18 protein-coding genes and 1 pseudogene are annotated in these 25,681 nt (G+C 72.1%); 13 read left to right on the plus strand and 6 right to left on the minus strand.

Translation table 11 applies throughout. The annotated features are described in order from the left end of the window. Positions 1-29: 29 nt before the first annotated feature. Positions 30-1,655, plus strand: a complete 1,626-nt coding sequence (gene groL, locus N5I75_RS20370) for a chaperonin GroEL (RefSeq protein WP_394433484.1) — start codon at positions 30-32, stop codon at positions 1,653-1,655. A gap of 369 nt (positions 1,656-2,024) precedes the next feature. Here the strand turns inward: groL and N5I75_RS20375 are convergent, their stop codons facing one another. Continuing rightward, positions 2,025-2,798, minus strand: a complete 774-nt coding sequence (locus N5I75_RS20375) for an SDR family NAD(P)-dependent oxidoreductase (RefSeq protein ID WP_476679314.1) — start codon at positions 2,796-2,798, stop codon at positions 2,025-2,027. A gap of 207 nt (positions 2,799-3,005) precedes the next feature. Next, positions 3,006-3,683: an MOSC domain-containing protein gene (locus N5I75_RS20380; RefSeq protein ID WP_476679315.1), complete on the minus strand. Its 678-nt coding sequence runs from the start codon at positions 3,681-3,683 to the stop codon at positions 3,006-3,008. A gap of 82 nt (positions 3,684-3,765) precedes the next feature. Between N5I75_RS20380 and N5I75_RS20385 the strand changes: the two genes are divergently transcribed. Continuing rightward, positions 3,766-4,704 carry a LysR family transcriptional regulator gene (locus N5I75_RS20385; protein WP_476679316.1) on the plus strand — a complete coding sequence of 313 codons (939 nt, stop codon included), beginning with the start codon at positions 3,766-3,768 and terminating at the stop codon, positions 4,702-4,704. A gap of 112 nt (positions 4,705-4,816) precedes the next feature. On the opposite strand, the gene N5I75_RS20390 is transcribed toward N5I75_RS20385, so the two are convergent. Next, positions 4,817-5,158: a WhiB family transcriptional regulator gene (locus tag N5I75_RS20390; protein WP_476679317.1), complete on the minus strand. Its 342-nt coding sequence runs from the start codon at positions 5,156-5,158 to the stop codon at positions 4,817-4,819. A gap of 409 nt (positions 5,159-5,567) precedes the next feature. Between N5I75_RS20390 and N5I75_RS20395 the strand changes: the two genes are divergently transcribed. The 4 genes from N5I75_RS20395 (at position 5,568) to N5I75_RS20410 (ending at position 9,942) form a co-directional block, all read left to right on the plus strand. Beyond that, positions 5,568-6,179, plus strand: a complete 612-nt coding sequence (locus N5I75_RS20395; protein ID WP_003948568.1) for a response regulator transcription factor — start codon at positions 5,568-5,570, stop codon at positions 6,177-6,179. 293 nt (positions 6,180-6,472) lie between these two features. Further along, positions 6,473-7,060, plus strand: a complete 588-nt coding sequence (locus N5I75_RS20400) for a sigma-70 family RNA polymerase sigma factor (protein ID WP_476679318.1) — start codon at positions 6,473-6,475, stop codon at positions 7,058-7,060. Positions 7,061-7,210: 150 nt separating this feature from the next. Next, the gene (gene guaB, locus N5I75_RS20405; RefSeq protein ID WP_394433491.1) at positions 7,211-8,713 is read left to right on the plus strand and encodes an IMP dehydrogenase; all 1,503 of its coding nucleotides are present in this window, start codon (positions 7,211-7,213) and stop codon (positions 8,711-8,713) included. 104 nt (positions 8,714-8,817) lie between these two features. After that, positions 8,818-9,942: a GuaB3 family IMP dehydrogenase-related protein gene (locus N5I75_RS20410; protein ID WP_476679319.1), complete on the plus strand. Its 1,125-nt coding sequence runs from the start codon at positions 8,818-8,820 to the stop codon at positions 9,940-9,942. 74 nt (positions 9,943-10,016) lie between these two features. Here N5I75_RS20410 and N5I75_RS20415 read toward each other — a convergent pair whose 3' ends face one another. From N5I75_RS20415 to N5I75_RS20425, 3 genes and pseudogenes are all read right to left on the minus strand, one after another. After that, positions 10,017-10,562, minus strand: a complete 546-nt coding sequence (locus N5I75_RS20415; protein WP_476679320.1) for a hypothetical protein — start codon at positions 10,560-10,562, stop codon at positions 10,017-10,019. A gap of 61 nt (positions 10,563-10,623) precedes the next feature. Then, positions 10,624-10,872: pseudogene (locus N5I75_RS20420) on the minus strand (UDP binding domain-containing protein); the annotation flags it as partial. After that, a complete protein-coding gene (locus N5I75_RS20425) occupies positions 10,794-11,876 on the minus strand; it encodes a nucleotide sugar dehydrogenase (protein ID WP_476679321.1) in 1,083 nt (360 codons plus the stop codon). The pseudogene N5I75_RS20420 and the gene N5I75_RS20425, both read right to left, overlap by 79 nt. A gap of 224 nt (positions 11,877-12,100) precedes the next feature. On the opposite strand from N5I75_RS20425, the gene N5I75_RS20430 reads away from it, so the two are divergent. From N5I75_RS20430 to N5I75_RS20460, 7 genes are all read left to right on the plus strand, one after another. Next, complete coding sequence (locus N5I75_RS20430; protein ID WP_476679322.1) at positions 12,101-13,807, plus strand: glycerol-3-phosphate dehydrogenase/oxidase; 1,707 nt, start codon at positions 12,101-12,103, stop codon at positions 13,805-13,807. A 204-nt stretch (positions 13,808-14,011) separates the two neighbouring features. Then, entirely contained in the window at positions 14,012-16,099 is a 2,088-nt protein-coding gene (locus N5I75_RS20435; protein ID WP_476679323.1) for a serine/threonine-protein kinase, read from the plus strand. A gap of 209 nt (positions 16,100-16,308) precedes the next feature. Then, the gene (locus N5I75_RS20440; RefSeq protein ID WP_476679324.1) at positions 16,309-18,696 is read left to right on the plus strand and encodes a protein kinase; all 2,388 of its coding nucleotides are present in this window, start codon (positions 16,309-16,311) and stop codon (positions 18,694-18,696) included. Between the two features lie 123 nt (positions 18,697-18,819). Beyond that, complete coding sequence (locus N5I75_RS20445; protein ID WP_476679562.1) at positions 18,820-20,448, plus strand: serine/threonine-protein kinase; 1,629 nt, start codon at positions 18,820-18,822, stop codon at positions 20,446-20,448. Positions 20,449-20,541: 93 nt separating this feature from the next. After that, positions 20,542-22,122, plus strand: coding sequence for a serine/threonine-protein kinase (locus tag N5I75_RS20450; RefSeq protein WP_476679325.1), 1,581 nt, complete (start codon positions 20,542-20,544; stop codon positions 22,120-22,122). 91 nt (positions 22,123-22,213) lie between these two features. Next, the gene (locus tag N5I75_RS20455; protein WP_476679326.1) at positions 22,214-23,881 is read left to right on the plus strand and encodes a serine/threonine-protein kinase; all 1,668 of its coding nucleotides are present in this window, start codon (positions 22,214-22,216) and stop codon (positions 23,879-23,881) included. 138 nt (positions 23,882-24,019) lie between these two features. After that, positions 24,020-25,645 carry a succinic semialdehyde dehydrogenase gene (locus tag N5I75_RS20460; RefSeq protein WP_476679327.1) on the plus strand — a complete coding sequence of 542 codons (1,626 nt, stop codon included), beginning with the start codon at positions 24,020-24,022 and terminating at the stop codon, positions 25,643-25,645. Positions 25,646-25,681: the final 36 nt, after the last annotated feature.

Genomic DNA, 25,681 nt, shown 5'->3' on the forward strand with positions numbered 1-25,681 from the left:
TAGTTTTTCGAGAGGGCTGAAACGCTCCCATGGCGAAGATCCTGAAGTTTGACGAGGACGCCCGTCGCGCCCTCGAGCGCGGCGTCAACAAGCTTGCCGACACGGTCAAGGTGACGATCGGCCCCAAGGGCCGCAACGTCGTCATCGACAAGAAGTTCGGCGCTCCCACCATCACCAACGACGGTGTGACCATCGCCCGCGAGGTCGAGGTCGAGGACCCGTACGAGAACCTCGGCGCGCAGCTGGTGAAGGAGGTGGCGACCAAGACCAACGACATCGCGGGTGACGGTACGACCACCGCCACCGTGCTCGCCCAGGCCCTGGTCAAGGAGGGTCTGCGCAACGTTGCCGCGGGCGCGTCCCCGGCCGCCCTGAAGAAGGGCATCGACGCCGCGGTGAAGGCCGTGTCCGAGGACCTCCTCGCGACCGCCCGCCCGATCGACGAGAAGTCCGACATCGCCGCCGTCGCCGGTCTGTCCGCGCAGGACAGCCAGGTCGGCGAGCTGATCGCCGAGGCGATGGACAAGGTCGGCAAGGACGGTGTCATCACCGTCGAGGAGTCCAACACCTTCGGCCTGGAGCTCGACTTCACCGAGGGCATGGCCTTCGACAAGGGCTACCTGTCCCCGTACTTCGTCACCGACCAGGAGCGTATGGAGGCCGTCCTCGACGACCCGTACATCCTGATCCACCAGGGCAAGATCGGTTCGATCCAGGACCTGCTCCCGCTCCTCGAGAAGGTCATCCAGGCCGGCGGCTCGAAGCCCCTCCTGATCATCGCCGAGGACGTCGAGGGCGAGGCCCTGTCGACCCTGGTCGTGAACAAGATCCGCGGCACGTTTAACGCCGTCGCGGTCAAGGCCCCCGGCTTCGGCGACCGCCGCAAGGCGATGCTGCAGGACATGGCCACCCTCACCGGTGCCACCGTCATCGCCGAGGAGGTCGGCCTCAAGCTCGACCAGGCCGGTCTCGACGTGCTCGGCTCCGCCCGCCGCGTCACCATCACCAAGGACGACACCACGATCGTCGACGGTGGCGGCAACAAGGCCGACGTCGAGGGCCGCGTCAACCAGATCAAGGCCGAGATCGAGAACACGGACTCCGACTGGGACCGCGAGAAGCTCCAGGAGCGCCTCGCGAAGCTCGCCGGCGGCGTCTGCGTCATCAAGGTCGGTGCCGCGACCGAGGTCGAGCTCAAGGAGAAGAAGCACCGTCTGGAGGACGCCATCTCCGCGACCCGCGCCGCGGTCGAGGAGGGCATCGTCTCCGGTGGTGGCTCCGCGCTCGTCCACGCCGTGAAGGTGCTCAACGACAACCTCGGCAAGGAGGGTGACGAGGCCACCGGCGTCTCCGTCGTCCGCCGCGCCGCCGTCGAGCCGCTGCGCTGGATCGCCGAGAACGCGGGCCTCGAGGGCTACGTCATCGTCTCCAAGGTCGCCGAGCTCGAGAAGGGCTCCGGCTACAACGCCGCGACCGGCGAGTACGGCGACCTGGTCAAGGCCGGCGTCATCGACCCGGTCAAGGTCACCCGCTCCGCCCTGGAGAACGCCGCCTCCATCGCCTCCCTGCTCCTCACGACCGAGACCCTGGTCGTCGAGAAGCCGGCGGAGGAGGAGCCCGAGGCGGCCGGCCACGGCCACGGCCACTCCCACTGACGCACTCCGCTGAAGTGACCTGAGGCTCGGCCCCCTGTGTGTGGGGGGGCCGGGCCTCCTGGTTTTGCGGGGGTGCGTCTGCGTGGGTCTGTTCTCTGCCGGGTGCGGCTTGCGGTGTGGTTGCTCGCGCAGTTCCTCGCGCCCCTGGCGGGGTTCCGTCTGCCGGGCGATGTCTGGTGCCGGGTGCACGTCTCGTCGTGGCTGGTCGCGCAGTTCCCCGCGCCCCCGAGATGCGCACTTCGTGCGCCATCTCAGGGGCGGGGCGAGGGGGCACGCGGCGCCCCTCCGGGGCTGCGGCGAAGCCGCATGCTCCAGGGGCGCGGGGAACTGCGCGACCAGCCACGACGCGACCCGCAGCCGAAAGCCTGACTACTGCGGCCCGTACTTCCGCCCCGTCCGCGACGTCACCCCGCCCAGCAGGCCGCGCGGCGTCACCTTCACCAAGCCCATCAGCGCCTTGTACCGCGGATCCGGGATCGACAGGGACTTGCCGCGGGACAGGTCCGCGAGCGCCGCTGTCACCAGCTTGTCGGCGTCGAGCCACATCCAGTTCGGGATGTTGTCCGTGCCCATCCCGGCCCGCTCGTGGAACTCCGTACGGACGAAGCCGGGGCAGAGCGCCATCAGTCGCACCCCCGTACCGGCGAGGTCCTTCGCCACGCCCTGCGTGAACTGCACGACCCACGCCTTCGAAGCGCCGTACGTGCCGCGCGGGACGAACGCCGCGACCGAGGCCACGTTGATCACACCGCCGCGCCCGCGCTCCCGCATCGAGGATGTCGCCGCCGAGGTGAGCCGCAGGACGGCCTCGCAGTGCACCTTCAGCATCGTCAGCTCGTCGGCCATGGGGACTTCCAGGAAGCGGCCCTTGTTGCCGAACCCGGCGTTGTTGACCAGCAGGTCGACCGCGGCCTTCGGGTCGGTCAGGCGCTGCTCGACCGCCGCGATGCCGTCGTCCGTGGCGAGGTCGGCCGTGAGCACCTCGGCCTCGATGCCGTGCCGGTCGTGCAGCTCGGTCGCCTGCTCCTGGAGCCGCTTGGTGTCGCGGGCGACGAGCACCAGATTGTGTCCGTCGGCGGCGAGGCGCCGGGCGAAGGCGGCGCCGATGCCCGCGGTGGATCCCGTGATCAGTGCCGTAGTCATGGAGCAAGGTTAGGCAGGGGCGACGGGTGGCGTGATCATCGGGCGGGGTCCGCCCGACCCTTCACGCGATCCGCGCCCCGCCCCGGTGCGTGATCCGCGCCCCGCCCCGGTGCGTGATCCGCGCCCCGACCCGGTGCGTGATCCGCGCCCCGACCCCGTGCGCGATCCGCGCCCCCCGCCCCCGTGCGTGATCCGCCCCCCGACCCCTCACGCGGTCCGCGCGCCGTACTTCTCCATGTACGTCCGCGCCACCCGCTCGACCTCGTAGTGGAGCGGAGCCCCGGAGTCGAGCACCCGCGGCAGCAGCTCCCGCTCCGTCATCAGCGCGCGGAACTCGAAGGAGACCGTCACCTCGTGCGCCGGGCGGTGCACGACCTCGATGGTGTCGCCCGCCCGGATCTCACCCGGCTCTATGACGCGCAGGTACGCACCCGGCCGCTGCTCCTGCGTGAACCGCTTGACCCAGCCCTTCTCGCCGACATGACCCTGGAAGGTCTTGCAGGGGATCCGGCTCGCGCTGACCTCGAGGAGCAGGTCGGGGCCGATCCGCCAGCGCTCGCCGATCTTCGCGCCGCACACGTCGACGCCCTCGGTGGTGAGGTTCTCGCCGAAGGAGCCGTTCGGGAGCGTGCGGCCGAGCGTGCGCTCCCACTCGTCTAGGTCCTCGCGCGCGAACGCGTACACCGCCTGGTCGTTGCCGCCGTGGTGGCGCGTGTCGCAGACGGCGTCCCCCGCGACGCCGCTCGCGCCGGTCCCCTTCTGGCCCGGCGCGCTCACCCGGACCGCGCCCTCGACCGGCTGCTTGTCTATGCCGGTCACGCCGTCCGGCTGGTCGGTGTAGTCGACGGCCTTGGGCCGGCCCAGGTTCAACGACAGAAGCTTCATGGCATCGCACGGTACGGGACCGGTCATCAAAGGCGCCACGCAATATTCGGCGCTCGCCCCAAGCAGCGCTTATGCTTGACCCATGATCGAGGCCCGGCACCTTCGCGTCCTGCGCGCAGTCGCCGCCACCGGCTCCTTCTCGGCGGCGGCCCGCGAACTGGGCTGCACGCAGCCCGCCGTCAGCCAGCAGATGAAGGCCCTGGAGGCGTCGGCGGGTACGCCGCTGCTGATCCGCACCGGCCGTGAGATGCGGCTGACCCAGGCCGGGGAGGCGCTCGTGCGGCACGCGGCGGGGATTCTCGCCGGGCTCACCGCCGCCGAGGAGGAGATCGCCGCGATCGCGGGCCTGCGCGCGGGCCGCGTCCGCCTCGTCTCCTTCCCCAGCGGCAGCTCGACCCTGGTCCCGACCGCCCTCGCCGCCCTGCGCGCCGAACATCCCGGCACCCGTGTCTCGCTGGTGGAGGCCGAGCCCCCGCGCTCGGTGGAGATGCTGCGGGAGGGGGACTGCGATGTGGCCCTCGCCTTCCGGTACGAGGCGCCTGGGCACGAGGACGAGGGCACGGGGCGGAACGCCGGAGGCGCGCACGCCGCCGAGGAGTGGGACGACCTCGTCGTGCGGCCGCTGCTCGCCGACCGGCTCGTCGGTCTGGTCGCCGAGGGGCACCCGCTCGCCGACGCGGGCTCGGTGACGATCGACGCGTTCGCCGACGACGCGTGGATCGCGGGCTGCCCGCGCTGCCGCCGCCAGCTCGTCGAGGTGTGCCGGGGCGCCGGATTCGCCCCGCGCATCGACTTCGCCACGGACGACTACCCGGCGGTGGTCGGCCTGGTCGGCGCGGGGCTCGGAGTTGCCGTCCTTCCCGAACTGGCCATCGAATCCGTTCGGCCCAAGGGTGCACGCACAGTGACGGTGGAGCCGCCCGTGCGGCGCGAGATCGTGGCGCTCACCCTGCCCGATCTGGCCCAGGTCCCGGCGGTCGCCGCGACCCTCGACCACCTGGCGAAGGCCGCCGCCCGCTGAGGCCCCGGCCGTGGGTGGGTGAGCCAGGTATGGCCGAGCCGGCGCACAGACGTGCGCAGAAACGTTCCTTCAGCTGACCTTCAGTCGCCCGCCTGTGCCCTTCAGCGAATCCTCAGTGGGTCGGGCCCATCGGTGCGGAACCGCCGCCGGCCGTCGCCGACGCCGTGACGAGCCGGTTGCGGGCCCGCCCCATCAGCTCCTCGCGCTCGTCCTCGGTGAGCCCGCCCCACACGCCGTACGGCTCCCGCACCTGAAGCGCGTGAGCTGCGCACTCCGCGCGGACCGGGCACCTCATGCAGACCTCTTTCGCCGAGTTCTCGCGCGCGCTGCGCGCCGCTCCTCGCTCGCCCTCCGGGTGGAAGAAGAGCGAGCTGTCCACCCCGCGGCAGGCCGCGAGGAGCTGCCAGTCCCACAGATCAGCGTTCGGTCCGGGAAGGCGGGAGAAATCTGCCATTGCGTAGTCCCCTTGTAGCCGGTTGTGGCCGGTTTCATCCGGTTGTGGCGCGGATACGGTGCCTGACCGTACATCTACTATCTAAGGAGATGAAAATATGACTCATTGCGAATCTAGCTACAGACACCAGGAAAAGTGAAGAAAAGCCGCCAAATAGGGCATAGCTTGTGATGAAACCTTGAGGGTCCGTTGCGGGACCTCCACTGTGTCCGGGCCCTCACGTAGAGTGCCGAACGAGACCGTCCGACCCGTAACTCTTTCGAGTGACCGTCGTTGGTAGTGCGGAGGCGGTTGAAAGAACAAGCGCTCGGGCATCTGTCCGGTGGTTTGCGAGTGTCGACCGCACAGGTGACGATTCGTACAAAGCCTGGAGGCTCAAGGTGACGCGCATCAGCTGCGGAGGACGGTCATGACATCCGTCCTCGTCTGCGACGACTCCCCGCTCGCCCGAGAAGCGCTCCGCCGCGCGGTAGCGACCGTGCCCGGCGTCGAGCGCGTGACGACCGCGGCCAACGGGGAGGAAGTCCTCCGCCGCTGGGGCGCCGACCGCTCGGACCTGATTCTGATGGACGTACGCATGCCCGGCCTGGGCGGCGTCGAGACGGTCCGGCGGCTGCTCTCCGCCGACCCCGGTGCGCGCATCATCATGCTCACCGTGGCCGAGGACCTGGACGGGGTGGCGCTCGCCGTCGCCGCCGGCGCCCGCGGGTACCTGCACAAGGACGCCTCGCGCGCCGAGCTGCGGGCCACCGTGACGCAGGCGCTCGCCGACCCCACGTGGCGGCTCGCCCCGCGCAGACTGCGCTCGGCCGAGATGGGTGCCGCGCCCACCCTCACCGCGCGCGAGATCCAGGTGCTCGAGGGCATGAGCCACGGGCGGTCCAACGCGGAGATCGGGCGCGAGCTCTTCCTCTCCGAGGACACCGTGAAGACGCATGCGCGGCGGCTGTTCAAAAAGCTCGGCGCTTCTGACCGGGCCCACGCCGTCGCGCTCGGGTTCCGTTGGGGTCTCGTGCGATAGCGCTCCGCTCAGAGGGCGCGAGGGGCCGGTGATCACGTGCGGCTTTCGTCGTGGCTGGTCGCGCAGTTCCCCGCGCCCCTGGCGGGGTCGCGGTGAACGGCGCTCTCACGTTTCGCGCGTGATGCCGCATCCTTGGAGGTGTGGAGTTCCTCGGGGACGGCGATTCGGGCGAGCAGGGTCAGCGAGAGGGGAGGGCGCAGGAGATGAGTTCCGGCGCACCTGCTCATAACGCTTCGGTGCACAACCAGGGCCGCGATGTCACGGACCGCGCCTCGACAGGGCACCATGGACCGATGCACGACGACGAGGCAGTGACCCCGCAGGGGGTCATCGGTACGCTCGTCGGCCGCGCCGTCGACGGTGACGAGCAGGCCACGCACGATCTGCTCGCCCACGTCCATCCCCTGGCGATCCGCTACTGCCGCACCCGTCTCTCCCGGCTCCCGGGGGACGCGCGGCACTTCGTGGAGGACCTCGCCCAGGAGGTCTGCGTCGCGGTGCTGCTCGCGCTGCCGCGCTACAAGGACACCGGACGCCCCTTCGAGGCGTTCGTCTTCGCCATCGCCGCGCACAAGGTCGCCGACCTGCAGCGCGCGGCCATGCGCGGTCCCGGTTCGACGGCCGTGCCGTCCGACGAGATGCCGGAGCGGCCCGACGACTCGCTCGGCCCCGAGGAGCGCGCGCTCCTGAACAGCGATGCCGCCTGGGCCAAGAAGCTCCTCGCGAACCTGCCCGACAACCAGCGGGAGCTGCTCCTCCTGCGGATCGCCGTCGGGCTCACCGCCGAGGAGACCGGGCAGATGTTGGGCATGTCACCCGGCGCCGTGCGCGTCGCGCAGCACCGGGCGCTCAGCCGCCTGCGGGCCCTGGCCGAGCAGTAGCGCGGGGGCCGGGAGCGATAGCACAGGGTCTCCCGCCGCGTACGTGGGAACGTCCAAAGAAGCTTGATGATCTTGCTCGTGGAATGAGACACCCCTGACTCCCGTTAGCATGGACATCCGCACCGATCAAGGCCATTTGGGGAAGGTGTCATGACTGCAAACGTCGACGGAGTGCCCGAGAAATTCGCGACACTCGGGCTGACCTACGACGACGTGCTGCTGCTGCCGGGCGCGTCGGAAGTGCTGCCGAACGCGGTCGACACCTCGTCCCGCATCTCCAGGAACGTCCGCGTGAACATCCCGCTGCTCTCCGCGGCGATGGACAAGGTCACCGAGGCGCGCATGGCGATCGCCATGGCCCGTCAGGGCGGCGTCGGTGTGCTGCACCGCAACCTGTCGATCGAGGACCAGGTCAACCAGGTCGACCTGGTGAAGCGGTCCGAGTCCGGCATGGTCACCGACCCGATCACCGTGCACCCCGACGCCACGCTCGGCGAGGCGGACGCGCTGTGCGCGAAGTTCCGGATCAGCGGCGTCCCGGTGACCGACGCGTCGGGCAAGCTGCTCGGCATCGTCACCAACCGCGACATGGCCTTCGAGTCCGACCGCGGCCGTCAGGTCCGCGAGGTCATGACGCCGATGCCGCTCGTGACCGGCAAGGTCGGCATAAGCGGTGTCGACGCGATGGAGCTGCTGCGCCGCCACAAGATCGAGAAGCTTCCGCTGGTCGACGACGCCGGTGTGCTCAAGGGCCTCATCACCGTCAAGGACTTCAAGAAGGCCGAGCAGTACCCGAACGCGGCGAAGGACGCCGAGGGCCGTCTGCTCGTCGGCGCCGCCGTGGGCGCGAGCCCCGAGGCCCTGGAGCGGGCCCAGGCGCTGGCCGGTGCCGGGGTCGACTTCCTCATCGTCGACACCTCGCACGGCCACAACAGCAACGCGCTGAGCTGGATGTCGAAGATCAAGTCGAGCGTCTCCGTCGACGTCATCGGCGGCAACGTCGCCACGCGCGACGGCGCCCAGGCGCTCATCGACGCCGGTGTCGACGGCGTCAAGGTCGGTGTCGGACCGGGCTCGATCTGCACCACCCGCGTCGTCGCCGGTATCGGCGTCCCGCAGGTCACGGCGATCTACGAGGCGGCGGTCGCCGCCCGCGCGGCCGGTGTCCCGGTCATCGGCGACGGCGGCCTGCAGTACTCCGGCGACATCGGCAAGGCGCTCGCCGCCGGTGCCGACTCGGTGATGCTCGGCTCGCTGCTCGCGGGCTGCGAGGAGTCGCCGGGCGAGCTGCAGTTCATCAACGGCAAGCAGTTCAAGTCCTACCGCGGCATGGGCTCGCTCGGCGCCATGCAGTCCCGTGGCCAGGGCCGCTCCTACTCCAAGGACCGGTACTTCCAGGCCGAGGTCGCCTCCGACGACAAGCTCGTGCCCGAGGGCATCGAGGGCCAGGTGCCCTACCGGGGCCCGCTCGCCAACGTCCTGCACCAGCTCGTCGGCGGCCTGCGCCAGACGATGGGCTACGTCGGCGCGGCGAGCGTCGACGAGATGGAGAGCAAGGGCCGCTTCGTCCGCATCACGTCCGCGGGCCTCAAGGAGAGCCACCCGCACGACATCCAGATGACGGTCGAGGCGCCGAACTACAGCCGTAAGTAACGCCCACGCCTGGTGAGGGGCGGTCCCGCATTGCCGGGGCCGCCCCTCATCCGTGTGTCGGGGATACTGGAAGACGCAGACCAAGAGGGAAAGGCCCACATCACGTGACTGAGATCGAGATCGGGCGCGGCAAGCGCGGCCGCCGCGCGTACGCCTTCGACGACATCGCCGTCGTACCGAGCCGGCGCACCCGCGACCCGAAGGAGGTCTCGATCGCCTGGCAGATCGACGCCTACCGCTTCGAGCTGCCGTTCCTGGCCGCCCCCATGGACTCCGTCGTCTCCCCGCGGACCGCGATCCGCATCGGCGAGCTGGGCGGCCTCGGCGTCCTCAACCTCGAAGGCCTGTGGACCCGGTACGAGGACCCCGAGCCGCTGCTCGACGAGATCCGCGAACTGGACGCCGAGACCGCGACGCGCCGCCTCCAGGAGATCTACGCCGCCCCGATCCAGGCCGACCTGATCGGGCAGCGCATCAAGGAGGTGCGCGACTCCGGTGTCGTCACCGCCGCCGCGCTCTCCCCGCAGCGCACCGCCGAGTTCTCCAAGGCGGTCGTGGACGCGGGCGTCGACATCTTCGTGATCCGGGGCACCACCGTCTCCGCCGAGCACGTCTCCGGTGCCGCCGAGCCGCTCAACCTCAAGCAGTTCATCTACGAGCTGGACGTGCCCGTCATCGTCGGCGGCTGCGCCACGTACACCGCCGCCCTGCACCTCATGCGCACGGGCGCGGCCGGTGTCCTCGTCGGCTTCGGCGGCGGCGCCGCGCACACCACGCGCAACGTGCTCGGCATCCAGGTGCCCATGGCGACCGCCGTCGCCGATGTCGCCGCCGCGCGCCGTGACTACATGGACGAGTCCGGCGGCCGGTACGTGCACGTCATCGCCGACGGTGGTGTGGGCTGGTCCGGCGACCTGCCCAAGGCCATCGCCTGCGGCGCGGACGCCGTCATGATGGGCTCCCCGCTGGCCCGCGCCACGGACGCGCCCGGCCAGGGGCACCACTGGGGCATGGAGGCCGTCCACGAGGACGTGCCGCGCGGCAAGAAGGTCGACCTCGGCACGGTCGGCACGACGGAGGAGGTCCTGACCGGGCCCTCGTCCACGCCCGACGGGTCGATGAACATCTTCGGTGCGCTCAAGCGGGCCATGGCGACGACCGGGTACAGCGAGCTCAAGGAGTTCCAGCGGGTCGAGGTCACGGTGGCTGATTCCCAGCACCGGCGCTGACGCTGTGTCGTAGCAGGACGTGAGTGGGGCCCCGCCGGATCGGCGGGGCCCCACTCACGTGCTCGACCTGTCGGTCAGAGGGCCGCCTTCTTCGAGCTGCCGAACGCGGCGAAGGCGCCGATGGCGAGGAAGAGGAACGTCATGGGGTCGGCGTCGTCCTTCCACGCCTTGCTGAGGTCGCCGAAGTGGTCGGTGAGGACCTCGAACCACGACAGGTGCGCCAGGTCGGCGAGGGCCATCGCGAAGCCGGTGAGCTGGCCCAGGTACACCGCGCCGAGCGCGAGCACCGCGCAGACGACCGGCAGGACGGGGTTGCGGCCGCCGACCTTGCCCGCGACGAAGCCGATGAGGGCGCCGACGCCCACGGCCGCGTAGCCGATCTCGTGCTCGGTGGCCTTCATGACCGCGCCGTAGATCCAGGCCGTGACGAGGGCGAGGACCACGGCGGCGACGATGCCGAGGGCGACGTTCCCGCTACGGGCCGGCGGCGCCGGGGGGACGAACCCGCCCGGCTGGCCCTGTTGCTGTGGGAACGGGGTGTACGGCTGCTGGCCCTGGGGCTGCTGCGGCTGCTGCTGGGCGTAGGGATTGGCGTCCTGTGGCGGTGTCGGCTGGGTCATGCGGTCCCCCCGGGGAATGAAGAAGACACTGATGTGTCCATGAAGGGCCGCACATTATCAGTCAGAGCCGGTGCGCCGCCCCCGCCGGAGTCGCTCCTCTGGTGTCCAGCAGGAGTTGCGCCTTCACCGCGAGTCCTTGCAGGTCATAGGTGCGGTGGTGCTGGAGCAGGATCGTGAGGTCCGCGTCGGCCGCCGCCTCGTAGAGCGAATCGGCGCGCGGGACCGGACGGTTCAGGACATTCCAGGACGGCACGTAGGGGTCGTGGTAGCTGACGGCGGCGCCGAGCTGCATGAGGCGGGTGGCGATCTCCTGCGCGGGGGCGCCCTGGCGGTCGGCGAGGTCGGGTTTGTAGGTGATGCCGAGGAGGAGGACGCGGGCGCCCCGGGCGGACTTGCCGTGCTCGTTGAGGAGCGTGGCCGCGCGCTGGACCACGTAGGACGGCATGTGGTCGTTGACCTGACGGGCCAGTTCGACCATGCGCAGGGGCGGGTGGGGAGGTGGCGGGAGGTGAGGTCCTGGGGGAGGGCGTGGCCGCCGACGCCGGGTCCGGGGCGGAACGCCTGGAAGCCGAAGGGCTTGGTCTCGGCGCAGCGGATGACGTCCCAGAGGTCGACGTTGAGGTCGTGGCAGAGCACGGCCATCTCGTTGACCAGGGCGATGTTGACGTGCCGGTAGTTGGTCTCCAGGAGGTGCACCGTCTCGGCCTCGCGCGGGCCGCGGGCGCGGACGACCTTGTCGGTGAGGCGGCTGTAGAAGGTCGCCGCCGACTCGGTGCAGGCCGGGGTGTAGCCGCCGATGACCTTGGGGGTGGAGGCGTAGGGCTGGCTGCGGTTGCCGGGGTCCAGGCGGCCCGGGGCGTGGGCGAGGTGGAAGTCGCGGCCCGCGCGGAGCCGTGAGCCCTCTTCGAGGAGCGGCAGCAGGATCGACTCCGTGGTGCCCGGCGGGACCGGCGACTCGATGATCACGGTGGTGTGCGGGCGCAGCTGGGCGGCGAGGGTGCGGGTCGCCTTGATGACGGGGTCGAGGGAGGGGCCGCCGTCGGCGCCGGGCGGGGTGGGGGCGCAGATCACGGCGGTGCGGACGCGGCCCAGTGCGGCGGGGTCGGCGGTGGGGCGGAAGCCGCCGGCGAGCATGCGGCGGACGTCGGCGGCGGTCAGGGCCGCGTCGTCGCCGTCGCCGGGGACGCGGCCCGCGGCGAGGTCCTTCGCGCGGTCCGGATCGTGGCCGACCGTGGCGATGCGCGCGGCGACGGCGGCCTGCGCGAGCGGCAGGCCGAGGTGGCCGAGGCCGATGACGGCGAGGTCTGCGGGCATGGCGGTTGCCGTCCTTCCCGAGGAGGCGGTTCCGGTGACTAACCGGGGCGGGACGAGTGCGCAAGCCCGGTGGTCAGGACGGGCGAGCGCACTGTCAGACTAGGAGTAAATATGACCGATATGCGGTATTGCGCCGCAATGGGTTGCGGAGTGTTGCGTGCGAGTGCGCCCGGGGCGGGTACACCTGCCGGTGAGGCCGGCGCCGACGACAGCGGGAGGCAGCAGTGAAGGCAGCGACACTGGGACCCGAGCAGCGGGCGCAGGCCCTCGCGACGATGGCCGAGGGCGAGCTGGACATCCTGGTCGTGGGCGGCGGGGTGGTGGGCGCGGGCACGGCCCTGGACGCGGTGACGCGCGGCCTGTCCACCGGGCTCGTCGAGGCGCGCGACTGGGCGTCGGGCACGTCGAGCCGGTCCAGCAAGCTGATCCACGGCGGGCTCCGGTACCTGGAGATGCTGGACTTCGCCCTCGTACGGGAGGCGCTGAAGGAGCGCGGGCTGCTGCTCGAACGGCTCGCGCCGCACCTCGTGAAGCCCGTGCCGTTCCTGTACCCCCTTCAGCACAAGGCATGGGAACGGCTGTACGCCGGTTCGGGCGTCGCGCTCTACGACGCCATGTCCATGGCGCGCGGACACGGGCGCGGGCTTCCCGGGCACCGGCATCTGTCACGGCGTCACGCGCTGCGCGTCGCGCCCTGCCTGAAGAAGGACGCGCTGGTCGGCGCGCTCCAGTACTACGACGCCCAGATGGACGACGCCCGCTACGTCGCGACGCTCGTGCGCACCGCCGCCAAGTACGGCGCGAAGGTCGCCAACCGGGCGCGCGTCACCGGGTTCCTGCGCGAGGGCGAGCGGGTCGTGGGCGCACGCGTACAGGATGTGGAGGGCGGCGGCGAGTACGAGATACGGGCCAAGCAGGTCGTCAACGCCACCGGCGTGTGGACCGACGACACCCAGGCCATGGTCGGCGAACGCGGCCAGTTCCACGTCCGCGCCTCCAAGGGCATCCACCTCGTCGTGCCCAAGGACCGCATCAACTCCACGACCGGGCTCATCCTCCGCACCGAGAAGAGCGTCCTCTTCGTCATCCCGTGGGGGCGGCACTGGATCGTCGGCACCACCGACACCGAGTGGGACCTCGACAAGGCCCACCCGGCGGCCTCCAGCGCCGACATCGACTACCTCCTCGAACACGTGAACTCCGTCCTTGGCGTGCCGCTCACGCGCGACGACGTCCAGGGCGTGTACGCGGGCCTGCGCCCGCTGCTCGCCGGGGAGTCCGACGCCACCAGCAAGCTGTCGCGCGAGCACACCGTCGCGCACCCCGTGCCGGGGCTCGTCGTCGTCGCGGGTGGCAAGTACACGACGTACCGCGTGATGGCGAGGGACGCCGTCGACGAGGCCGTGCACGCCCTCGACCAGCGGGTCGCCGAGTGCGTCACCGAGGACGTACCACTGGTCGGGGCCGAGGGGTACCGGGCGCTGTGGAACGCGCGGGCGCGGATCGCCGCGCGCACCGGGCTGCACGTCGTACGCGTCGAGCATCTCCTCAACCGGTACGGGGCGTTGGCCCAGGAGGTTCTCGAACTCATCGCCGCGGACACCGGGCTCGGGGCGCCCCTGAGCGGCGCCGACGACTACCTGCGGGCGGAGATCGTGTACGCGGCCTCGCACGAGGGGGCCCGCCACCTCGACGACGTGCTGACGCGCCGGACCCGTATCTCCATCGAGACGTTCGACCGCGGGACCCGCTCGGCGCGGGAGGCGGCCGAACTCATGGCGCCGGTGCTCAGTTGGGACAAGGATCAGATCGAGCGGGAGGTCGCCCACTACGAGAAGCGGGTGGAGGCCGAGCGTGAGTCGCAGTTGCAGCCCGACGACCTGACCGCCGACGCCGCCCGGCTCGGGGCACCCGACATCGCGCCGCTGTGACGCTGTGACACGCCGGTAGCCCTTGCCCTTGGTCGCGCGCCCAGGAAGAGTGGCGTCGTACAAGGTCAACGGGCAGGCGGGCTGCCCGGATCCGGACAGAGAAGACGTTCCCGACAACCGTTCGCGGGAGCGACCCTGGGCGTCGGGCGGTCCCCACGTGAGGGACAATGAAGGCTCTGTCAGGGCGGGTTGCAGAGGGGACGCATGTCGGAGGCGGAGCGGGCGGGCGAGACCCGTCAGGACAAGAGCGCTCGTCAGGACGCGTCCGTGAAGGACGCGCCGGACACGGGCGGCGACCGGGACGGACAGAAGTCCGCCGGTCAGGGATCCGCCGGATCCGCCGGTGGGGCATCCGCCGCCGGCCGGGAACCGGCCGGACGGCTGCTCGCCGGGCGCTACCGCCTCGGTGACGTGCTCGGCCGCGGTGGCATGGGCACCGTGTGGCGGGCCAAGGACGAGACGCTCGGGCGCACCGTCGCCGTGAAGGAGCTGCGCTTCCCGTCGAGCATCGACGAGGAGGAGAAGCGCCGCCTCATCACGCGCACCCTGCGCGAGGCGAAGGCGATCGCCCGGATCCGCAACAGCGGCGCCGTCACCGTCTTCGACGTCGTCGACGAGGACGACCGCCCCTGGATCGTCATGGAGCTGGTCGAGGGCAAGTCCCTCGCCGAGGCCGTGCGCGAGGACGGGGTGCTCACCCCGCACCGCGCCGCCGAGGTCGGCCTCGCCATCCTCGACGTGCTGCGCTCCGCGCACCGCGAGGGCATCCTGCACCGTGACGTGAAGCCGTCCAACGTGCTGATCGCCGAGGACGGCCGCGTCGTCCTCACCGACTTCGGCATCGCCCAGGTCGAGGGCGACCCCTCGATCACCTCCACCGGCATGCTCGTCGGCGCGCCCTCCTACATCTCGCCCGAGCGGGCGCGCGGCCACAAGCCGGGCCCCGCCGCCGACATGTGGTCGCTCGGCGGCCTGCTGTACGCGGCCGTGGAGGGCACCCCTCCGTACGACAAGGGGTCGGCGATCGCCACGCTGACCGCCGTCATGACCGAGCCGGTCGACCCGCCGGCCAACGCGGGCCCGCTGGAGCCGGTCATCTACGGGCTGCTCGCCAAGGACCCCGCCCAGCGCCTCGACGACGCGGGCGCACGGGCGCTGTTGAAGAACGTCATCAACGCGCCCGCGCCCAAGGCGGCCCCCGAGCCGGAACCGGCGGACGCCACCAAGGTCGTGCCGCTGCCGCCCGTGCCGCCGGAGGAGAAGGCGCCGGGCAAGGCGGGCGCCGCCGTCGCGGCCAGGGGCGAGGAGGCCGCCGAGAAGCTGCGGGGCGCGCTCAAGTCCGTACGCAAGGCCGCCGCTGCCGCGACGGCCGCCCGGGAGAAGCCCGCCGCCCAGCAGAAGACGGCCGCCACGGCTGTCCCGGGGTCGGCGGGCGCGGCATCCGGCCGGATCCCGGCGCAGCCCGGCGGGCCGCCGCCGCGCACCCCCGCGCCCAAGGCGTCGATCACCGACGTCGTGCCGCGCCGCACGCTGGTCATCATCGCGGCGGTCGTGGCGCTCGTCGTCCTCGGTGTGATCCTCGCGGTCTCGCTCAGCGGGGGCGACGACGACAAGGCGAGCGGCACCGGCGGCGGTGACAAGGCCGCCTCCGCCGGGGCCACCGGGTCCGCGGGCGCGGGCGACGGCAAGGACACGGAGACGGACGGCGGCAAGGGCGACGACAAGGGCTCGGGCAAGGACGACGACTCCTCCGGCAAGGGGTCCGACCAGGACAAGGGCGGCGCCTCCGCCTCCGCCTCGGCGTCCGGTTCCGGCGCGAGCGCCGGCCAGGGCGCCTCGCCGGGCAGCGACGGGACCGACCCCGACGCCAAGACGTACAAGCACTCCCAGGGCTTCGAGATCGACCTGCCCAAGGGGTGGAAGTACGTCTCGACCAGCGCGGCCGGGGCCCGCTTCACCGGCCCCGACTCCCAGAAGCTCCTGGTCGGCTGGACCAGTTCGCCGAAGTCCGACCCGGTGAAGGACTGGCAGAACCAGGAGAACTACATGCGGCGCTCCCAGTACGACCGCATCCGCATAGCGTCGGTCGACTACCGCGGCTGGAACACGGCGGACTGGGAGTTCACCTACGTCGACGGGGGCACCAAGTACCGCTCGGTGGACCGGGGCTTCGTGGTCAGCGGATCGCTGGGGTACGGGCTGATGTACACGGCGAAGGACGCCGACTGGAGCGGCGAGCAGCGCAAGACGACGTGGAAGACGTTCACGGAGTCGTTCACGCCCAAGTCCTGAACCGGTTCGAGAACCCGGGTCTTGACGGCCCAGGTCGCGGGTACCCCCTCCGGGAAAGCTGACGATTCTCAACTCCGGACGCTTTCGGCACGTATCGTGAGTGCTTGCGGACCGTGCGCAGCCGTATACGGAAGCGTCGTGCCGCAACAGTTTGTACAACTGGGCACATAGCGAACGGAATTGACCGCAGGCGGATCTGGGGAGGCGTCGTGGACGAGTACGCGGGACGGGTGCTCGCCGACCGTTACCGTCTTCCCGTTCCGGCGCCGGACGCGCAGGAGTTCTCGGAGAGCCGCGCCTTCGACACCTACAGCGGGCAGGAAGTCCTGGTCAGGCAGGTGCCGTTGCCGGAGGTCGTCGAGGCGGAGGTGCTCGACGCGGACGGTCTCCCCGACGGGTTCCGGCCCGGGGCGCCCGCCCGGGGCGCCGCCGAGCCCGCCGTCGCGCGGGCCATCGAGGCCGCGCAGGCCGCCGCGCAGATACCCGACCACCCCCGGCTCGACCAGGTCTTCGACGTGTTCGCCGAGGGCGGGTCGCTGTGGGTCGTGAGCGAGGTCGTGGCGGCGCGCCCCCTCGCCGAACTCCTCGACGAGGCGCCGCTCAGCCCGTACCGGGCCGCGGAGGTCGCCTCCGACGTGCTGACCGCGCTGCGGGCGCTGCACGCGCACGGGTGGGTGCACCGGAACATCACGGCGCGGACCGTGCTTGTCTGCGACGACGGGCGGGTCGTGCTCACCGGGATGGCCGCGGGGGCCGCCGAGGAGGCGTTGTGCGGGTACGATCCGCGGCCCCCCTCGCCGGGGGAGGCGGAGTTCGACGAGGCCGCGTCCCCGTCCCCGTCCGCGCCCCCGCCTGCGCCTGGCGCCGGGCCCGGGTTCGGGTTCGGGTTCGAGGCGGCTGTCGAGGTGGCCTCGCCGTCGCCCGTCAGGTTGCCCGCGCAGGCTGGTCCGCCCGCCGGCGCGCTGCCGCGGGGTGATGATGCCGAGGACTTTCGGGCGGCTCGGGCCGGGGCGATTGCCGCGTACCGGGCCGGAGCGCGGGCTGCCTCCGGCGGGGAGGCGTGGCATGGGGCTGGGCCCCGGGCCGGTCATGAGGTCGAGGCCTCGCCTGGTGGCCCCGCGGTGCGGCCTGCCCGGTGGGATGAGCTTGTCGCCGGGGCTGACGGCCAGGACACGGGGCTCCGCCCCGGACCCCGCTCCTCAAGCGCCGGAGGGGCTGGATTTGCGCTGGCTGGGGCTGGAGTTGCGCCGGGTGGGGCTGGGGCCTCACCGCTCAAAGCGGCAAATGAGCTGAGCGGGGTCGCCGCCGAGCGGGCTCGGCAGGTGCGGATGACCGTTGTCGGGCCCGTTACCGAGCGGTGGGCGCCTGAGCAGGCCTACCCCGTGCAGGAGAGCTGGCAGCTCGCGGCGCCCGTCGGGCCCGCGACCGATCTGTGGGCGCTGGGCGCTCTGCTCTTCCGGGCCGTGCAGGGGCACGCCCCGTACCCGGAGGAGTCCACGCCGGAGCTGGTCCAGATGGTGTGCGCGGAGCCGCCCGCGTTCGCCGAGGAGTGCGGGCCGCTGCGGCCCGTCGTGGAGTCGCTGTTGCGGCAGGACCCCACCGAGCGGCTCGACTTCGAGGAGCTGCGCGGCTGGCTGCGCTCCCTCGTGCGGTCCGCGCCCGAGCCGGACGCGGGGGTGAACGTCGTACCGGCACCGCCGTTCGACGCCGCCCGGCTGCCCGTCAAACGCCGTCGCGGCGAGCTCGTGCGCAGGCACGGGCGGCACAAGCGCGGCCGGGTCGAGCGGGCCGCGCGCGCTTCCAAGCCGCCCAGGGCGCCGAAGCCGTCCAAGGCTCCGAGAGCGCCCAAGGCCGAGCCCATACCCAAGGCGCCGCGCGCACCCCGTGAGCGGGGCGGGCGGCAGCCGAGGTCGCTCGGGCGGTGGCTGCTCGTGCTCGTGCTTGTCGGGCTCGTCGGCGCGGTGGCGTACGCGATGGCCTTCATGCCGAAGGACGACGGTGCCTCGGGGACGCGGGAGAACGCCAACTCGATCGGGGGCGGCGCCCCGCAGCGCTCGCAGGAGCCCTCGGCACCCGCGTCCTCCGCGTCGCCGGACCGGAAGGACAGCTCCGAGCCCTCCAGCACCCAGCCGCAGTCCGACATCGCCGCCGGTTTCGCCCTGCGCAAGGACCCGGAGGGGTTCGAGGTCGCCGTCGCCGAGGGGTGGCAGCGGCAGGCCAAGAACGGGCGCGGGCAAGTCGTCTACGCGCAGGGCAAGTTCGAGCTGCTCGTCGTCCCCGGGCGCGACGCGACCGCCACGTACGGCAGTGACCCGATGAAGTACCAGCGGGAGGACGAGCGGGAGTTGCAGCCGTTCCGCGACTCGACGTGGGCCACCTCCAGCGGCATGAAGACCGTCGAGGTCGGCGGACGGTCCATGGCCGAGGGGCAGTTCACGTGGCAGGGCTCCGACGGACGGGACGTGTTCGTGCGGAATCTGGCCATGATCGTCGGCGGCAGGTACCACGTCGTCCAGGTGCGCGGCCCCGAGGCGGAGCGCGACGAGGTGACGCGGTTGTACGACCAGGCGTCGGCTACTTACCAGTACCGCGGCTGAACCGGGAGGTACCGGACGCGAACCGCGTCACAGTGCTGTCTCCATGGCACCCCGCCTGTTCCTTGAGTGGCCGCCGCTCCCTAGTGTGGGCACGTCAAGACCATTGGTGGGAACGTGAATCAGATGCAGGGCCAGCTCCTCGCGGGCCGCTACCGGCTCGGCGAATCCATCGGGCGCGGCGGCATGGGCCGGGTGTGGAGCGCACATGACGAAGTGCTGCACCGGAAGGTCGCCGTCAAGGAACTGACGGCCGCTCAGTGGGTGTCGGAGGCGGACCGCGCGGTGCTGCTCGCGCGGACGCAGACCGAGGCGCGGGCCGCCGCGCGCATCAACCACCCCAACGTCGTGACCGTGCACGACGTGCTCGAACACGACGACCGGCCCTGGATCGTCATGGAGCTGGTCGAGGGCCCCTCGCTCGCCGACGCGGTCAAGGAGCACGGCCGCATCGTGCCCGCCGAGGCCGCCAGGATCGGCCTGTGGACGCTGCGGGCCCTGCGCGCCGCGCACAAGGCCGGGGTCCTGCACCGCGACGTGAAGCCGGGCAACGTGCTGCTGGCCAAGGACGGCCGGGTCAAGCTGACCGACTTCGGCATCGCGCAGGTCGAGGGGGACTCGACCATCACCAGGACCGGCGAGATCGTCGGCTCCGTCGACTATCTGGCGCCGGAGCGCGTGAGCGGCTCCGAGCCGGGCCCCGCCTCCGACCTGTGGGGGCTCGGCGCCACCCTCTACACGGCCGTCGAGGGCACCTCGCCGTTCCGGCGCACGTCGCCGATCAGCACGATGCAGGCCGTCATCGAGGAGGAGCCCGGGACCCCCGAGCACGCGGGGGCGATGGGGTCGGTCATCAGCGCGCTGCTGCGCAAGGACCCGGCCGCGCGGCCCACGGCGGACGAGGCCGAGGCGATGCTCGCCGAGGCGGCGGAGGGACGGTCCTCCAGCGCGGCGCAGGCGTACGTGCCGACACGTGTGCACACCCAGACCTACACACCTGCCCCGGCCCCCGCCCCGCAGCCGCACACCCCCACCTCCGTGACGGCGCCCGTGCCGCCGTCGGCCGCGCCGCGGCGGCGCTGGCCGCGGATGGTCGCCATATGGGTCGCGGCGCTGGTCATCGGCGGTGGCGGTGCGCTGGTCGGCGCCAAGTACTACGAGGGCAGGGGCGACGGCGACGACACCGCGTCGAGCCAGGGCACGACCGGCGGGACCGGGGACGACCAGGGCGGGAGCGGCAAGAACGGCGACAAGGGTGACACGGGTGGCACGGGCGGGCAGGAGACCGGGAACGGGGCGATCCCGAATGACTGGGTGAAGGTCCAGGACGTCGAGGGGTTCGGCCTCATGCTGCCGCCGGGCTGGCAGCGGCAGGTGAACGGCACCCAGATCGACTACACGCCCGACGACGGCAAGCAGTTCCTGCGCATCGCCATCGACAAGAACTCGCAGTGGCGGGACTCCTACCAGCACCAGCTGGACCTGGAGAAGACCGTGAGCAAGGGCCTGCCCGAGTACCGGCGGATCGCGCTCGACTCCAACCACTTCCGCGACCGCGAGGGTTCCCTGTGGGACTTCACGTGGACGGCGGGGAACAAGGACGCCACGACCGGGCCGAGGCGTGCCATCGAGCAGACCTACCGCGAGGCCGACGGCACCGAGTACGTCCTCTACCTCTCCGCGCCCGCGGACCAGTGGCCCGGCGCGCGGGAGCGGTTCGACGCCATTCTGCGCGGATGGGACCCGCCTCAGTAGACCCGTGCGCCCGTCGGTGACACCGCATTTCGGAAACGTTGCTGACCGGAACCGGACAGTCCTTGCACGCATGTGTGCGGCATGATGGGGCGCATGGGGACCGAGGGGGCCAACGTCCGCGTGATCGGCGGTCGTTACCGGCTGGAGGCCGAGATCGGCCGCGGCGGCATGGGGGTCATCTGGCGGTCCACCGACACGTTGCTCGCGCGACAGGTCGCCGTCAAGGAGCTCGGCCTGGACGAGTCGCTCTCCGCGGGCGAGGCGCGGCTCCAGCGCGAGCAGATGCTGCGCGAGGCCCGGGCCGTCGCCCAGCTGAACCACCCGAACATCATCGTCGTGCACGACGTGGTCCTGGACGACGGACGCCCGTACATGGTGATGGAGCTGGTCGACGGACCTTCGCTCGCCGAGCGGCTCGCGCAGGACGGGCCCGTCGACGCCCTGCACGCCGCCCGGATCGGGCTCGCGCTGCTCGGCGCGTTGCGCGTCGCCCACGCCGGCGGGGTCCAGCACCGCGACCTGAAGCCCGCCAACGTCCTCCTGGAGTCCGGCACCGGCCGGATCGTGCTCACCGACTTCGGGATCGCGCGGGTCGCCGGGGCCACGACGCTGACCGAGTCCGGCGGGTTCGTCGGCTCGCCCGAGTACACCGCGCCCGAGCGGATGCAGGAAGGCCGCACCGGCCCCGCCGCCGATCTGTGGTCGCTCGGCGCGCTGCTGTGCGCCGCGCTGTCCGGCGAGTCCCCGTTCCGCCGCGAGTCCCTCGGCGGCACCCTGCACGCGATCCTCTACGAGGAGGCGCTGCCGCCCGCCGAGGCCGCACCGCTGCTCCCGGTCGTCCGGGGCCTCCTGGAGCGGGAGCCCGAGCGGCGCCTCGACCTCGACGAGGCCGAGCGGCTGCTGCGCGCCTACGTCGCCACGGGCGCGACCCCGCAGGCGGCCCCGGCCCGGCTGCCGTTCCTGCCGCCGCCGCTGGACACGGTCGTGGTGCGGCACCGCAGGATCCCGACGCGGGTGGTGCTCGTGGCCGCCGCCGTCGTCGCGGCGGTCACCGGGGCCGGGATCTCCGCCGCCGTGCTGCTCGCGGGGCAGGACGACAACGCGCCGCAGTCGCCCACCTCGACGGCGTCGGGCCCCACGCGCACGGAGACCACGACGCGGGCGCCCACCCCGACCGTGACCGTCACGCAGCAGCCGGCCCCCACCACGCGGCCGCCGCTGACCGTGCCGCCCGGCTACCGGGGCGTGCGGGACGTGAAGGGGTTCGCCCTCGCCGTGCCGAAAGGGTTCTCCCGCTCGGTCGACGGGGTGTGGGTGTACTACATGTCGGCGGAGCGGACCTTCCGCATCGGCGTGCGGGTCTCCGCGCCGCAGAACGGCGGGCCCGCCGCGACGCAGCAGCGGGCGGCCGCCGCCGGGCCGCGCACCAACCCCGGCTACCGGGACGGGAAGATCACCGACACGTCGCACGACGAGCACGACGCCGCGCTGTGGGAGTTCACCTGGGACGACCCGAGCGCCTCGGGCGAGGCCCGGCGCGTCATGGACCTGTGCTGGGAGGAGGACGGGCGCCGCTACGACGTCCGGGTGTCGGCGCCGGTCGGCAGGATCGACGAGGCACGGGGGTACTTCGACGCCGCCGTGGACACGTTCACCCCTTCTGCGGGGGAATGACGGGCCGTGCCGCGCGGGGCCGGTCACAAGTCCGTGACCCTTGCCGGGATGGCTGTGGAAGCCGGGGCTCCCGCACGGTAGGGATGGACCCATGAACGACAACGGGGGAACCGCCCACGGTCCGAACGGCCTGAACGGCCCGAACGAACCCACCAGCTTCAGCCTGCAACCGCCCCGGCCCGGGACCGCGCACGCGCCCGCCGCACCGCATGTGCCGCACGTGCCGCACCCGGGCAACCCGTACGCCGCCGCCCCGCCGGCAGAGCCGCAGCCGCAGCCCGACCCGGGCGCGGGCCGGCTGGTCGCGGGCCGCTACCGGCTCCTCGCCAAGCTGGGCCACGGCGGCATGGGCACCGTATGGCGGGCGCAGGACGAGACGGTGGACCGCGAGGTCGCCGTGAAGGAGCCCCGCGTCCCCGACCACCTGCCCGAGCGGGAGCGGGCCAATGTCTTCGAGCGGATGCGGCGCGAGGCGCGGGCGGCGGCCCGCCTGGACCACCCGGCGGTGGTGAACGTGCACGACGTCGCCGTGGAGGACGGCCGCCCCTGGATCGTCATGGAGTTCGTGCGGGGCCGTTCGCTCGGCGCCGCGCTCCAGGAGGGCACGCTCGGCGCGCGCGAGGCCGCCCGCGTCGGGCTCGCCGTGCTCGGCGCCCTGGAGGCCGCGCACGCGGCGGGAATCCTGCACCGCGACGTGAAGCCCGACAACGTCATGCTGGGCCGCCACGACCGCGTCGTCCTCACCGACTTCGGCATCGCCCGGATCGAGGGCGAGACCAGCCTGACCGACACCGGCGGCTTCGTCGGCTCGCCCGAGTTCATCGCCCCCGAGCGGGTGCTCGGCCAGCGCCCGGGGCCGGCTTCCGACCTGTGGTCCCTCGGCGTCGTCCTCTACGCGGCGACCGAGGGCGTCTCCCCGTTCCGCCGCTCCAACACCCCGGCGACCCTCCAGTCCGTGCTCAACGCGACGCCTGCCGCGCCCGCCTCCGCGCGGGGCCCGCTCGCCGACGCCATCAACGGGCTGCTCCAGAAGGACCCGGCGCGCCGCCCGTCCGCCGCGCAGGTGCGGGCCCTGCTCGAGCGCGCCGCCGAGCCGGAGCCCACGCGGGTGGTGCAGGTGGGCCCGGCCCGAAGCGGCGTACGCCTCGGCCGCAAGACGCTGATCGGGGCCGCGGCCGGTGTCGTGGCCCTGGCGGCGGCCGCGTACCTGGTGATCGCGGACCCGTTCGCGGGGCCCCTGCCGGACGGCTGGACGAAGCACGAGGAGAAGGCGCTCGGCGTCACGCTCGCCGTGCCGGACGAGTACCAGGCCGGGCGGCCCACCGACACGGACACCGACAAGAACTGGGTGACGTACACGGACTGGAGCGGCGGCGTCTCCGTCGGCGTCCACGTGGCGCGCAAGAAGGACGACACGCTGAACCAGATCAAGGGCTCGGCGCGGGCCCAGATGTACGACGACGACACCGGGTTCAAGGACAGCGGCGACGCCGACTTCGACATGCCGAAGGGGGCGAGGACGGCGCCGGACGACGACGCCAAGTTCCAGGGCGACGACGCGGCGCGGAACACCGTCACCTACAAGACGGACGACACCACCGACCCCCGGCCGCGCGAGGTCCGGTTCTTCTACTTCAGGAACGAGGCCGGTGACATGTACCGGGTGTCGGTCGAGTATCCCGGCAAGGGCGACTTCACCGAGCGCGGCCGCGAGGTGGCCGACGACGTCCTGGCCCATCTCGAGATCGCCGAGAAATGACCGGCCATCGGAAGCGCCTCTGTAAAGCCCCTGATCAGCACCTTTGATGCCAGCGAACACTGGCGCGGTGCGTGGGGACGGTGAAAGCTCGTTACTGATGGGTACCGAAAGCGTCGCCTTCGGCATACGCTCCCCTGCATGACGGAGTCGCAGGCCACCCCCGAGACCGTACAGAAGACCGGGACCAACCCGACGGCCGCCGCCCCCGCGGGCGCGCGCACGGCTGCCGACGTGGTCACGCCCGAGCTGGTCGCCCAGCTCACCCGGGGCGTGGTCGGCTCGGGCCGGACGGCGAACCACACGCCGTTCACCGGTGAGAAGCTCGCCGACCTGCCGGAGTCGACGCCCGAGGACGTGGCGACCGCCTTCGAGCGGGCCCGCGCCGCGCAGGAGGTGTGGGCGCGGACGCCGGTGCGGCAGCGCGCCGCCGTGCTGCTCCGCTTCCACGACCTGGTCCTGGAGCGCCAGGCCGAGGTGCTCGACCTGATCCAGCTGGAGACCGGCAAGGCGCGTCTGCACGCCCACGAGGAGGTGCAGGCCGTCGCCGTCGCGGCCCGCCACTACGGGCGCAAGGCCCCCGCCTACCTCAAGCCGAAGCGGCACACCGGCGCCGTCCCGACGCTCACCAAGGTCACCGAGCTGCGCCAGCCGCGCGGTGTCGTCGGGCAGATAGCCCCGTGGAACTACCCGCTGGAACTCTCCGTCGGTGACGCGCTGCCCGCCTTCGTCGCGGGCAACGCCGTGGTCATGAAGCCCGACACGGAGACCTGCCTGACCGCCCTGTGGGCCCGCGACCTCCTCATCGAGGCGGGGCTGCCGCCCGAGGTCTTCCAGGTCGTCCTCGGCGAAGGCCCGGTCGTGGGACCCGAGTTGGTGAAGCACGCCGACTACGTCTCCTTCACCGGCTCCACCCGTACAGGGCGCGAGGTCGCCCAGGGCGCGGCGGCCCGGCTCGTCGGGGTCTCGCTCGAACTCGGCGGCAAGAACGCGATGCTGGTCCTCGCGGACGCCGACGTGGAGAAGGCCGCGGCGGGCGCCGTGCGCGCCTGCTTCTCCTCCGCGGGCCAGCTCTGCATCTCCATCGAGCGGCTGTACGTCCACGAGTCGGTCGCCGACGCCTTCCTGGAGCGGTTCGCGACCCGTACGAAGTCGATGCGGCTCGGCAAGTCCCTCGCGTACGGCGCCGACATGGGCTCGCTCGTCGGCGAACGCCAGCTCACGACCGTCACGGCCCATGTCGAGGAGGCCGTAGCCAAGGGCGCGAAGCTCCTCGCCGGTGGCGTCGCGCGCCCCGACATCGGCCCGTACTTCTTCGAGCCGACCATCCTCGACGGGGTGGAGGCGCCGATGGCGGTCTGCTCCGAGGAGACCTTCGGCCCGGTCGTCTCCGTCTACCGCTTCACCGACGAGGACGAGGTCATCGCCCTCGCCAACGCCACCCCGTACGGCCTCAACTCGTCGGTCTGGACGAAGGACGCGCGGCGCGGCCACGAGGTCGCCGCCCGCCTGCGCACCGGCACCGTGAACATCAACGAGGGCTACGCGCCCGCGTACGGCAGCGTCCAGGCGCCCATGGGCGGCATGAAGGACTCCGGACTCGGCCGCCGCCACGGCTCCGAGGGCCTCCTCAAGTACACCGAGGCCCAGACCGTCGCACACCAGCGCGTGATGCCGATGGCCCCGTCCTTCGGCATGGACGACGAGAAGTACGCCCAGTTCATGACCCGCAGCTTGTCCTTGATGAAGAAGTTCCGCTTGCGCTGAACCCGGCCAGGGGCGCGGGGAACTGCGCGACCAGCC

This window comes from Streptomyces sp. R818 (genome assembly GCF_056172735.1).